The organism is Halomonas eurihalina, assembly GCF_008274785.1.
Classification (GTDB): domain Bacteria; phylum Pseudomonadota; class Gammaproteobacteria; order Pseudomonadales; family Halomonadaceae; genus Halomonas; species Halomonas eurihalina.
In genome coordinates this window covers 15,275-27,660 of record NZ_VTPU01000002.1, presented here as the reverse complement: position 1 = coordinate 27,660, position 12,386 = coordinate 15,275, and the positions used below count along the sequence as shown (strand labels likewise).

The 12,386-nt window shown below is 61.8% G+C and carries 9 protein-coding genes and 1 pseudogene; 6 read left to right on the top strand and 4 right to left on the bottom strand.

What is annotated here, in order from left to right:
• Positions 1-8: 8 nt before the first annotated feature.
• From FZZ93_RS18715 to betC, 4 genes and pseudogenes are all read left to right on the top strand, one after another.
• Positions 9-218, top strand: a pseudogene (locus FZZ93_RS18715) (tyrosine-type recombinase/integrase); the annotation flags it as partial.
• 375 nt (positions 219-593) lie between these two features.
• Positions 594-776, top strand: coding sequence for a ParA family protein (locus FZZ93_RS03050; RefSeq protein ID WP_425460607.1), 183 nt, complete (start codon positions 594-596; stop codon positions 774-776).
• Positions 773-910 carry a hypothetical protein gene (locus FZZ93_RS18710; protein ID WP_425460606.1) on the top strand — a complete coding sequence of 46 codons (138 nt, stop codon included), beginning with the start codon at positions 773-775 and terminating at the stop codon, positions 908-910. The genes FZZ93_RS03050 and FZZ93_RS18710 overlap by 4 nt, the downstream gene beginning before the upstream one ends.
• Positions 911-1,218: 308 nt before the next feature.
• Positions 1,219-2,733: a choline-sulfatase gene (gene betC, locus FZZ93_RS03045; protein WP_149320868.1), complete on the top strand. Its 1,515-nt coding sequence runs from the start codon at positions 1,219-1,221 to the stop codon at positions 2,731-2,733.
• A 142-nt stretch (positions 2,734-2,875) separates the two neighbouring features.
• Here the strand turns inward: betC and FZZ93_RS03040 are convergent, their stop codons facing one another.
• Entirely contained in the window at positions 2,876-4,477 is a 1,602-nt protein-coding gene (locus tag FZZ93_RS03040) for a BCCT family transporter (RefSeq protein WP_149320867.1), read from the bottom strand.
• 94 nt (positions 4,478-4,571) lie between these two features.
• Positions 4,572-6,218, bottom strand: a complete 1,647-nt coding sequence (locus FZZ93_RS03035; RefSeq protein ID WP_149320866.1) for a SulP family inorganic anion transporter — start codon at positions 6,216-6,218, stop codon at positions 4,572-4,574.
• Positions 6,219-6,741: 523 nt separating this feature from the next.
• Between FZZ93_RS03035 and FZZ93_RS03030 the strand changes: the two genes are divergently transcribed.
• Positions 6,742-7,875: a TauD/TfdA family dioxygenase gene (locus tag FZZ93_RS03030; RefSeq protein WP_149320865.1), complete on the top strand. Its 1,134-nt coding sequence runs from the start codon at positions 6,742-6,744 to the stop codon at positions 7,873-7,875.
• A gap of 1 nt (position 7,876) precedes the next feature.
• On the top strand, positions 7,877-8,464 hold the full coding sequence (locus FZZ93_RS03025; RefSeq protein ID WP_149320864.1) for an HD domain-containing protein: 588 nt from the start codon (positions 7,877-7,879) through the stop codon (positions 8,462-8,464).
• Positions 8,465-8,527: 63 nt separating this feature from the next.
• Here FZZ93_RS03025 and FZZ93_RS03020 read toward each other — a convergent pair whose 3' ends face one another.
• Positions 8,528-9,427 carry a LysR substrate-binding domain-containing protein gene (locus tag FZZ93_RS03020; RefSeq protein WP_149320863.1) on the bottom strand — a complete coding sequence of 300 codons (900 nt, stop codon included), beginning with the start codon at positions 9,425-9,427 and terminating at the stop codon, positions 8,528-8,530.
• A 405-nt stretch (positions 9,428-9,832) separates the two neighbouring features.
• Positions 9,833-11,983, bottom strand: coding sequence for an FAD-dependent oxidoreductase (locus FZZ93_RS03015; RefSeq protein WP_149320862.1), 2,151 nt, complete (start codon positions 11,981-11,983; stop codon positions 9,833-9,835).
• Positions 11,984-12,386 lie beyond the last annotated feature (403 nt).

Genomic DNA, 12,386 nt, shown 5'->3' with positions numbered 1-12,386 from the left:
AGCGATTCTTCCAAGTATTATCGGAGCTCACGGGGTACAAGATGTCACCGCACCGTTTTCGTCACTTCCTGGGAACAGACCTCATGGATAGCCCAGAAATGAACATTCATATCACGCAGAACATCCTGAACCACTCCGACATACGCACCACGATGGAGTACATACATCCAGAAGTTGAAGCGATGCGCCGTGCGTTGAACAGACGTGTGCCAGTTTAGCTAAACTGGGGCGGTGAGAGGTGAGGAGGGATGCCCCCTCCTCGCTTAACCACAACGTATGATCGGTGGGTTGACATCCCTGTCGGTGTTGGCCATGCTTCTAAGCGCCAATGTAGTGCAATAGAGTAAATAGGCCGGACTAGGCCTTCCTTGCACGCTTGGGGAATGACAATTTTCATAGCGCATGGCGACTGCGCTATTCCAGCCGCCCAGTAACCCGCAATTGACTTGTAATCAGTAGGTCCCGGGTTCGACTCCTGGTGCCGGCACCATCGGGAAACCCTTTGACATCGCAGGGTTGCGGAACAGCGCCAAGGCGCCTCCTCTGTAGATATATGCTTGCCCCGTTCGCCTATCGCGACACGGGGGTTTTGCATGCGTGTCATCTCCATTGACTCTTCCAAAGGCGGCGTCAGCAAGACGACCACGACCGCCAACCTTGGCGGCTTGCTGGCAGAAGCCGGCTACTGCACCCTACTGATCGATCTCGATACCCAGCCCACGCTGAGCAGCTACTACCCGCTGGCTCACGACGCCCCGGCGGGATCTACGAGTTGATCGCCCTCAACATCACCGAGCCCGATCAGATCATCTCCTCGACCACGATCGAGGGGCTGGACCTGATCACCTCCAACGACAGCCTCGGCCAGCTCCCCGACTACGACGTCATCCTAGCACTTGGAAGCCGTTGAGTTCGCTGGGTCGACTGGTTCAATCACCGGCGGCTACTGGAGCCGATCGGCCACATGCCGCCGACCGAGCGAGAAGCGCTGTATTATGAGCAACAGGATCAGACCAGGAAGGCGGCCTGACTCTGGAATGCCCCGAGAAAACCGGGACGGTTCAGTCATCATCGCCCCTCCCAAAGGCCAACGTGAGTTTGGGCTCAGGGGGCAAATAAATCGTTGGTCTGCTGCCTCCGGGCGCGTCATTGTACGGGGACGAAGACGCTCCTTTCCGCAGCTTCGACACCAACAATACTCTCCAGGGAGGTTTTCCCATGACACGACCCAACGTATTGGTCCTGATGGCCGACCAGCTCAACGGCACGCTGTTCGAGAATGGTCCCGCCGACTTCCTACATGCCCCCAACCTCAAGAAACTGGCCAAGCGCTCGGTCAACTTCAACAACGCCTATACGCCGAGCTATCTGTGCGCACCGGGGCGGGCCGCCTTTATGTCGAGCCAGCTCCCGAGCCGTACCGGGGTATACGACAACGCCGCGGAATTTCCCTCCAGCGTGCCGACCTGGGCGCATCACCTGCGCCGCGCCGGCTACTCCACCTGCCTGTCGGGCAAGATGCACTTCGTCGGCCCCGACCAGCTCCACGGCTTCGAGACCCGCCTGACCACCGATGTCTATCCGGCCGATTTCGGCTGGACGCCGGACTACACCAAGCCGGGCGAGCGCATCGACTGGTGGTACCACAACCTGGGCTCGGTGACCGGGGCCGGCGTCGCCGAGATCTCCAACCAGATGGAATACGACGACGAGGTCGCCTTCCATGCCGAGCAGAAACTGTACGATCTGTCGCGCGGTCATGACGGGCGTCCCTGGGCGCTGTGTGTCAGCTTCACCCACCCGCACGACCCTTATGTGGCGCGTCGCAAGTACTGGGACCTGTATAACGACTGCGAGCATCTCGAGCCGCAGCAAGGCGCCGTGTCCTTCGATGAACTGGACCCGCACTCCCAGCGGATCTTCGAGGCCAACGACTACACCAAGTTTGATATCCAGCCCCAGGACGTGCGCAACGCCCGCCAGGGCTATTTCGCCAACATCTCCTATGTCGACGACAAGATCGGCGGCATCATGGACGTGCTCGAGCGCACCCGCATGCTCGACAACACCATCATCGTGGTCTGCGCCGACCACGGCGACATGCTTGGCGAGAAGGGGCTCTGGTTCAAGATGAGCCCCTATGAAGGCTCGTCGCGCGTGCCGCTGATGCTGTCCGCTCCCGGGATCGAACCGCGCAATGTCGAGGACCCGGTGTCGATCATCGACATCAACACCACCATCGCCGACCTGGTGGGAATCGACCTGTCATCGATCGCCCCCTATACCGATGGCCAGTCGCTGTTGCCCCTGACCCGAGGCGAGAAGCGCGACGCCCCGGTGTACATGGAATACGCCGCCGAGGCCAGCTATTCGCCGATCGTGACCATCCGCGAGGGCAAGTGGAAATTCAACTACTGCGAGATCGACCCGCCCCAGCTGTTTGACATGGAGGCCGACCCGCTGGAGCAGCACAATCTGGCGGAGCATCCCGACTATGCCGAGGTACTGGCCGAATATCAGGCCAAGGTGCACGAGCGCTGGGACATGAAGGCCTTCGATGCCGACGTGCGCGCCTCCCAGGCTCAGCGCCTGATCGTCTACGAGGCCCTGCGCAATGGCCACTACTATCCGTGGGACTATCAACCGCTGCAGGACGCTTCCGAGCGTTACATGCGTAATCACATGGACCTCAACGAGGTCGAGGAAGCCCAGCGTTATCCCCGCGGCGAGTGAGACGATGATGAATTACCTCGTCTGAGCCGAATCGGCAAGCAATGCAAACGCCCGTACCAGCCTGGTACGGGCGTTTTTTGTCGTGCGGGATAGCAAAAGCCCCCTTTGCCGGACGTTGCCACCCGGCAAAAGGGGCGTCACATCACCTTCCGTTGCGCATGCGACGCAGCTCGCCGTTCAGGCCCTTGATGATGGAGTAGCACATCAGCAGCATCACGAGGGAAAACGGGATGGCCGTCGCGGTGACGCCCGCCTGCAGCGCCGACAGCCCGCCGCCAATCAACAGCACGATGGCAATCAGCCCCTCCACCGTGGCCCAGAACATGCGCTGGGGCCGCGGTGCATCGATCTTGCCGCCGGCGGTGATGGTATCGATCACCAGCGAGCCGGAATCCGAGGACGTCACGAAGAAGATCAGCGCCAGGATGATCCCCAGCGTCGACATCAAGCCGGTCAACGGCAGCTCATTGAGCATGCCGAACAGGGCCAGTTCGGGGCGGTAGTTATCGATCACGTATTCCTTGACCAGACTGACGCCAGGATCGGCATAAAGCTGGTCCAGCGCCGTACTGCCGAACACGCCCATCCAGATGAAGATGAACAGGCTGGGCACGATCAGTACGCAGAGCACGAATTCGCGCACGGTACGCCCCCGGGATACACGAGCGACGAACATGCCGACGAAAGGTGCCCAACTGACCCACCACGCCCAGTAAAAGACCGACCAGGCCTGGCGATAGGCATCATCGTCACGACCAAAGGGCGCCGAGAGCGGAATGAACTCCGTCACATAATGCGTCATCCCCGACCACATGCCGCTGAGCGCCACCAGGGTCGGGCCAGCCAGCAGCACGAAGATGAAGAACAGCACAGCCGCGCCCATGTTGAGTTCGGAGAGTCGCTTCACGCCCCCTTCCAGGCCGCGCCATACTGACACCAGCGCCACTGCCGTGACGAGTGCAATGACGATGACCTGGGTCGTGGTATTGACCTCCAGGCCAAAGACAAAATTCATCCCCGCGTTGGCCTGCTTGGCGCCCAGCCCGAGCGCCGTGGCCAGGCCGAACAAGGTGGAAAACACCGCCAGGATATCGATCGCGTGCCCCCACCAGCCCCAGACACGGTCCCCCAGGATGGGAAAGAAGACCGAGCGAATGGAAAACGGCAGTCCCTTGTTATAGGTGAAGATGGCCAGCGCAAGCGCCATCACTGCGTACACGGCCCAGCCATGCAGCCCCCAATGCAGAAACGTGCCCGCCAATCCCATGGCGGTGGCTTCGGGAATCGCCGACCGGTTCAGCACGCCATCGGCACCAAAGGGCGAAGGCGTGCCCAATGGCGAAGAGACATTGGCGTGATACACCGGCTCCAGCACGCTGAAGAACAGCAGGGCGATCCCGATGCCCGCGGTGAACAGCAACGCGAACCATGACAGGTAGCCGTGTTCCGGTCGGGCATCCGGGCCGCCCAACCTCACCTTGCCATGGGGCAGCACGACCAGGGCCAGGCAGAACACGATGAAGAAATCCACCAGGATCATGAAGTACCAGTCCAGGGTGCTCGTCGAGAAGCTGACCAGGGACTGGAAGAGTTCCCCGGCCCGCTCCGGGAACATCAGGGTCAGCACGATGAAGATCACCGAGGCGAGTGCGGAGACGACGAAGACCCGGTTATGGATGTCAAAGCCGATAGGCCCCAGATGTCCTTCGATGTTGTCCTGTCCGACCACATAATCCGTATGCATGTCGTTATCGTCGTACGCCGCTCCCGGCGCCCGTCTATTCGAGAAGCCCATAAAATACCCTCTCCTTGTTGTAATGATAGTGTTGTCGTTGTTGTCACATGGTGATGGCCACGAGCGGCCCGCCTTGTTGAGCGCCATCGACCAGCCCCAAGCGCTGCAGGCGGGCGACGACACTGGGTTTCGTCCAGGCCAGGTGCAGCTTGCCGCCCCGGGCATGGCAGCGGCGCGCCTGGCGCTGCAGAAGATGGATACCGCTGAGATCGATGAAGTTGATGCCCGCCGCCAGGATCACCAGATCGGGTTGTTCGAAACGTTCCAGCCTGCGCCCGATCGAGTCGCAGGCGCCGAAGAACAGGGAGCCATCGATCCTGACGACATCGCAGTACGGCGCTTCCACGACTTGCTGGATGGTCAACGGCGCCTGGGACAGGTCACTTTCCACCACCGGTGGCCGAGTCGTGCGGCGCAGATACAAGATCAACGAGGCCAGCACGCCCAGGTAGATCGCGAATTCCAGCGCCAGCAGCAGCGTGCTGAAAAAGGTGATCAGCAACACCGTGGCTTCCGAACGGCTGAGCGTCAGTGCCTCGCGAATGCTTTTTCGGTCGACCAGCTTGAAGGCGACCAGCAATAACTGGCCCGAGATGGCGGGCATCGGCACGTGCTGCAGCAGCGGAGCCGCCACCAGCAGAATCGGTATCAGAAACAACGCCGAGAACAGAGCAGCCAAGGGCGAGCAAGCCCCCGCGCTGGCATTGAGCCCCGAGCGCGTCAGGGACCCCGAAGAGACATAACCGGAAAAGAAGGCCCCGCCCAGGTTGGATAGCCCCTGACCGATGAATTCCTGATTATTGTCGAGGCGCTGGCCGGTACTGGCCGCGATGGCCCGGGAGATGGCTACCGCTTGAACCAGCCCGAGCAAGCCCAGCGCGATGGCGCCTGGTGTCAGCAAGCGCAGATTGTCCAGGGAAAGATCGGGCGTCGATAACGGAGGCAACCCGGCCTGGACGGTCGTGACGCGCTGGACGGCGTCACCGCTCGGATCCAGCCAGGCCACCAGCAACGTGGCCGCCACGATCGCCACGATCATGCCCGGCCAGCGCGGCAGCCAGCGCTGAAACGCCAAGCAGGTAATGACGGTAAACCCCGTGATGAACAGAGCCATGGGCTGTATCGCCTCGAAGTGAGCGATCAACTGCGGCCAGATGGCGAGAAAGTTGCCACTTTCGATATGCGTCAGCCCCAGCGCATGAGGCAACTGGCTGGCCGCGATAATCAGCGCAGCCCCCGCCGTAAACCCCGTGATCACCGAGTGCGACACCAGTTCTACCAGCGCCCCCAGACGCGCCAGGCCCAACAGCAACTGAAAGGCACCGGCCAGAAACGTCAGCGTCATCGCCAGCGTGATGAATTCGCTGGTGCCGGCGTCGGCAAAAGGCTGCAAGGTAGAAAAGAGCGCGATCGACAACGCGGCCACGGGGCCGCTGACCATCTGTCGGGACGAGCCAAACAGAGCCGCCAGGATGACGGGCACGATGGCCGCATAAAGGCCATATTCCGGAGGCAGACCGGCCAGCAGTGCATAGGCGACCCCCTGGGGCAACACCAGTACAGCGCCGGTCAATCCCGCGATGGCATCGACGCGCAGTGAGCGTGGCGTCTGCTGCGGCAGCCAGTGGAGAAACGGCAACCAGCGCCGCAGCGCGGCCGGCTGACGCGCGCGGGGTGGCGACGTCATCATGGCGTCTCCGGACTACGTTCCGGGCCACGTGCACATCGCGCGAGATCATCCGGCACGATGGCATCCGGCAGGCGCCTGCCGACATGCCAACGCGTAGCGCTTTCATCATGCAACGGCTCGCTCGTCCGGGCGGTCGCGTAATCCATTCGATGCAGCAGGTGCTGCCCTACTGCATCGAATGGCGAGCCGAGAAACCGCCGGCCTGTCCCTGTATGGGGTTGCGTCATGGAGAAACCTCCCTGGCGGGGATTGCCAACATTGAAGCAGCCCGTCTGGTCGTCTTAGGTCTCCGCACCATGACGTCCTTGTCGCCAACAGACCAACGATTTATTTGCCCCCTGAGCCCAAGCTCACATTGGCCTGGGAAATACGCCCTTCTGCGACTCTCGAAGCGCATCCCGGGCGGGTATAAGAAAAATGAATACCAAGGCATAAGCGGAAGGCTCTACTCGGTTGGCCATTCACTCGTCACCCTGTCGGCGATCGCCAGCGTGCTGACCACAGCCAAACGAGGAAGACCGACATGTCCACCCGCCATGCGTTCGTCATTCATGAACATCCCCCGTCCGTCGTCATCAACGAGGGGGAACAATCATGGGAAATGAGTCCACTATGGCTGCGTGAACGTACCCAGGCGCCCGATCAACTGGAAGCGATGACCCAGCAACGCCTGTTCGACTCTCACGCCATCGATGCGGGGCTGACGCTCGAGAGTGCGACCCGATGCGACGAACACCATGTCGCCCTGGCATTCAGTGATGGCCATCGCGAGACCTATGATCTCCGCGTACTGGCCAATGAACTGGACGATACCCGCCGCTTCCCCGACGCCGAGCCCTGGGATGCAAGTCTCGACCAACGCCGTGTGCGCTTCGACTGGCTCCGGGTGCTCGAGGATCCGACCTACTTCCAGGCCTCGCTGGACGCCTACTTGCGCTACGGCTATATCGTCCTTCACGGCGTGCCGACCGACCCTGAGCGCATCCTCCAGGTCGGCAGCCACTACGGCTATGTGAAGGAAACCAATTTCGGCCGTTATTTCGAAGTCTACTCGCGGCCGAATGGCAACGACCTGGCGTATCGCAGCGTGGCTCTGGGTCCCCACACGGACAACCCATACCGCAGCCCGGTACCGGGCATCCAGCTCCTGCACTGCCTGGTCAACGAGACTAGCGGCGGGCTCTCGACCCTCGCCGACAGCCTCAAGGTACTCGAGCAGCTGCGCGAGGAAACCCCGGAGGGCTATGAGCTGCTCAAGACGACCTCGGTACGCTTTCGTTTCGTCGATGCCGGGACCGAACTGGTCACCCATCGCACCATGATCCAGACCGATGACGACGGTCATCCAACCGGGGTTCACTACAGCCCACGCCTGGATGCCCTGCCGCTGCTCTCCGATGCCCAGACCCGACTGTTCCACCGAGCACGCCAGCGGCTCGGCGAGCTACTGACGGACCCCGCCTACGAGGTGCGTTTTCCCCTCGATGCAGGCGAGTTGATGTTGTTCGACAACAGTCGTGTCCTGCACGGACGTACTCGCTACGACACCAACGAGGGGCATCGCCACCTGCAGGGGTGTTACCTCGACACCGACGGCCCGCGCGAGCGCTTCGCAAGCCTCTTGAAACACAGTGATTCGATCGAGGAGGTTGCCTGAAATGGAACAGGTCACATCCCGCCAGATGAAGGATGGCACCCGGGAAGAGTATGTCTTTCTCGAGCGCCTGGAGGATGAATTCAACCAGGGGCTAGTAGACCGCCTGCTCCGTGCCCTGCGTCATCTGGATAACAGTCTGAGCGGCTACCGGGTGTCGCGGCTGGAACATTCGCTGCAATCGGCCGCCCGCGCCGAGGCAGACGGCGCCGACGAGGACATGATCATTGGCGCCCTGCTACACGACCTCGGCGACGAACTGGCGCCCTACAATCACTCCCAGCTGGCCGCAGCGATCATCCGTCCCTATGTGCGTGGCGAGGTCACCTGGGTGGTACATCACCATGGCCTGTTCCAGAAATTCTATTATGCCCACCACTTCGGCGATGACCCGAACGAGCGCGACCGCTACCGGGATCATCCCTGGTATCAGAGCTGCGTGGACTTCTGCGAGCGCTATGATCAGGCCGCCTTCGATCCCGACTACCCCACGCCTCCGCTCGAGCACTTCGAACCGATGCTGCGGCGGGTGTTCGCGCGCACGCCCTTCGATCCTGCTGTCATCGGTGAGGAGCATCCGTTGGCGATATGATGGCCTCCCCCACCCGCGAGCCTCCTCGCAGGGGCGCGTGACGCCCGTCCACCGGAGCCCCTCCTACGGCTGGACAACATCGAGCAGCCAGTCGCTGATCGGTTCGATGACCGCGCTGCGGTGGTGCTTGACGCTGAGCCAATAGCCGTAATCCTCGCGCGTCACGCGAGGAGACAGCGCCACCAACTGCCCGCTCGCCAGATAGTCCTCGACGAGGATCGACCAGCCCAGTGCCACGCCCTGGTGGGTAAGTGCGGCGTTCAGCAACAAGGCATAGTTCTGGTAGGCGAAAATATCCTCCCTGGGCGTCAGGCTCAGTCCGGCATGCCGGCACCACTGTGTCCAGTCGAGCCAGCGCGGGTCCTTGATGTCCTGGTGCAGCAACGACACACGCGCTAAATCCGATGCCGTCAACTCACCCTTCACGCCATGCTCGCCTGCGTAATCGGGACTGCAGACGGGAAAAACGGCTTCACTGGCCAGCAACCGTCCCTCGTCCTGGGGCATGTAAGGCCCGAAACGAATGGCGATATCCGCGGCCTGTAGTTCCGGGGCGTCGGCCCGGTCGATCGGCATCAGCTTGAAGGTCAGTTCCGGGAAGGCGCGTTTGAGCATTGGCAGGCGAGGCAGCAACCACAAGTGCATGAACCCCGAGCCAGCGGCGATCACCACGGATGGTGCAGGCCGATCGCCATGCTGGATCAGTCGCTCGCAAGCTTCGCGAATTGTCTTGAGACTGGGCGATATCTCTCGATAAAAGCTTTCACCCTGTACAGTCAGGACGAGACGCCCGCCCCGCCGATCGAAAAGCGGCAGTCCGAGATTCTCTTCCAGCGCTCGAATACGTTGCGAAATCGTCGGTTGGGAAGTGCATCCCTCGTCGGCAGCCGCCGTCATCGAACCCTGGCGAGCCGTGGCCTCGAAGGCAATCAGCGACTTCATCGAAGGGGGGTTATAGCTCACAAGCGTGACCTCATTTCCTGGGTTCGAGTAATATGTGCAGCACCTGCCGTATCCAGGATTCCTGAGCAAAGGTCTACCGCCAACAACCGGCTACTTAGCCTCACCAAGGGTAAGGCGCTAAACAGGATGCCATATAAGGGATGATGTGGCGCACAGACGCTTTGTCTTTCTCTGCTACCTTCTCTGCTACCTTATCTGTCTGAGTTCGAGACGTTGAGGCATGCGCCGTGCGTTGAACAGGGACTGTGAGTGGTGAGGAGGGGCCAGGCATCAGGTGACCCATCACCCATCGGCGATTTTTCCAGCCTTCAACACCTCATCCGGTCGTTCACCACGACACGGGGATTTCGTGTGCTCGCCTGCTCCGTTATGCCGGCTAAGGACCGCCATGATGCCCGAGTCGTTTCAGCCTCGCCGCCAGCGGAAGTAGCGCCCGAGCCACCCCAGCAGGCGCTCTGGCTTGTGGGCGTTCTTCCAGATGCCGGCCGTCGCCTTCACCGCCTCACTGCGCGTGGGATACGGGTGGATGGTGCCCAACAACTTGTTGAGCCCAATGCCGCGAGTGATCGCCAGGGTGAATTCAGCCAGCATCTCGCCTGCCCCGGTGCCGACGATCGTCGCCCCCAGGATTCGATCGCGCCCGGGCACGGTCAGCACCTTGACGAACCCCGTCGCATCTCCCTCCGCCAAAGCCCGGTCCAGGTCGTGCAATGCATAGCGGGTAACCTCATACACGATGTGCCGTTCCCGGGCCTCGCGCTCATTGAGCCCGACCCGGGCGACCTCGGGGTCCGTGAAGGTCACCGCCGGCAGCGCCCGATAATTGACCTTGAACCGCTTGAACTCGCCGAACAGCGCATTGACCGTGGCGTGCCACGCCTGATGCGCGCTGGCATGGGTAAGCTGATAAGGGCCCGTCACGTCACCACATGCCCAGACGTTGGGCAGCACGCTTTGCAACGTTTCATCCACGCGGAGTGTGCCATCCTCGCGGGTTTCAACGCCAAGGGCCTCGAGTCCCATGCCCTCGACGTTGGCCTGCCGCCCCACCGCGACCAGCAGATGGGTAAAGCCCAGACGCTCGACTACCTCCCCAGCCCTCTGGATCTCCAATGCATGGCCCTCATCGGTAGCCACCACCCGCAATGCCCGATATCCCAGATACAGGTGCAGGCCCTCGCCACGAAGGCTCGAGGCAACCTCGTCGGCAACCTCGGGATCCTCTCGGGGCAGCAGTTGCGGGCCCATCTCGACCAGGTCGACCCGGCTGCCCAGCCGCGCGAAGCTCTGGCCAAGCTCACAGCCGATAGGCCCTCCACCCAGCACCAGGAGGCGCTCGGGCAATGCCTCGAGTGTCCAGAGCGAGTCCGAGGTCAACACCTCCACCTGCTCGAGACCTGGAAGGTCCGGCACCCGGGGCCGAGCCCCGCTGGCAATGATGACGTGGCGAGTCGTCAAAACGCGCTCGCTATTCGCGGTGGTAACAACGACACGCCAGGGATCATCCAGGTGCGCCTGCCCCTCCATCACCTCGACGCCCAACCCCTCGTAGCGGCTGCGACTGTCGTGGGGCGCCACCTCGTCAATGGCACGCCGCACATGCGCCATGACGGCGGCAAAATCCACACGGGGCTCGCCGGCGTGAACGCCGAAGTCCGACGCCTGGCGAATTTCCTTGGCCGAGCGGGCCGCCCGGATCAAGGCCTTGGAGGGGACGCAGCCCGTATTGAGGCAGTCCCCACCCATGCGGTCACGCTCCACCAGCGCGACATCGGCCTTGACGGCCGCGGCGATATAGCTGGCCACCAGGCCCGCCGAGCCACCACCGATCACCACGATATCGTGATCGAAGCGACGCGGTCGCCGGAACCGCCGGGCCAGCCGGCGCCGCTTGCCCAGGGCGACCAGAGCACGCGCCAGCCAGGGGAAAAGCCCGATCAGCGCAAAGGAAGCGATCAGCGACGGCGACAGGATGCCGGAGAGGGACTCCAGATTACCGAGCTCTCGCCCGGCATTCACGAAGACTGCGGTACCCGGCAGCATGCCCAGTTGGCTGACCCAATAGAAGGTGCGCAGGCGCATCCGCGTCAGCCCCAGCACCAGATTGATCACGAAGAAGGGAAATAACGGTATCAACCGCAACGTGAACAGGTAGAAGGCACCCTCACGACGAATGCCGGCATTGACCCGCTCAAGCTGGGTAGAGAAGCGTTGCTCCAGAAAAGAGCGCGCCAGGGTTCGCGCGATCAACGCCGCCAGGGTTGCCCCGAGCGCACTGGCAAAGGAAATGATCAAAAGCCCCCAGCCCAGACCAAACAATGCACCGCCCAATACCGTCAGCAGGGTCGCCCCAGGCAGCGACAGCGCGGCCATGACGGTATAGAGAAGAAAGAACCCGCCAGCGACGACGACAGGCTCGGCAGCGAACCAGGCGTGAAAGTTCGCTTGCTCGGCCTTCAGATAGTCCAGACTGAGAAAGTCCAGAACATCGCTGGCAAGAATCCCGGCAATCACTGCCAGCAACAACACGGCAAGCAGGGGGCGTAGATATTTCAAAAGCGCATCTCCATGACATCGGCCGGGTGGCTTGCCCTTCCCTGAATCGACGAACAGGAGCGCGCCTTGCGACCCGGCTGGCCGTGTGACCTTCCTCTAGTGTAGATCCGCTTTCAATCGGAGCAGTCGCTCCTTCCGGGACAACGCCATGGTTCCAAGCCGCGCGGAGTGGCATAGCAGCATGTCGGCTATCCGCTGATCGCTTGGTATTGTGCATCAGCAAGACGCGGCAACCAATGCAGAGGGGTAGTTACCGGAGCGCTCCGCAGCTGAGATGGCTCCCTGATCAGCAGGCTTGGAAAAAGGCCGGCCGCATGCAACGGCCAGCCCGAAGAAAAGCATTTCGCGACAGCATCCAGCCTAGGCCTTGTCTGAAAAGTCGACGAGCGAAGGTTAGACAAGG

Excerpts from the sequence above, each read along its gene's own strand:
- FZZ93_RS03030 (WP_149320865.1), top strand. The coding sequence starts at position 6,742 with ATGTCCACCCGCCATGCGTTCGTCATTCATGAACATCCCCCGTCCGTC.
- FZZ93_RS03040 (WP_149320867.1), bottom strand. The coding sequence starts at position 4,477 with ATGCATACGGATTATGTGGTCGGACAGGACAACATCGAAGGACATCTG.
- FZZ93_RS03050 (WP_425460607.1), top strand. The coding sequence starts at position 594 with ATGCGTGTCATCTCCATTGACTCTTCCAAAGGCGGCGTCAGCAAGACG.
- FZZ93_RS03035 (WP_149320866.1), bottom strand. The coding sequence starts at position 6,218 with ATGATGACGTCGCCACCCCGCGCGCGTCAGCCGGCCGCGCTGCGGCGC.
- betC (WP_149320868.1), top strand. The coding sequence starts at position 1,219 with ATGACACGACCCAACGTATTGGTCCTGATGGCCGACCAGCTCAACGGC.
- FZZ93_RS03025 (WP_149320864.1), top strand. The coding sequence starts at position 7,877 with ATGGAACAGGTCACATCCCGCCAGATGAAGGATGGCACCCGGGAAGAG.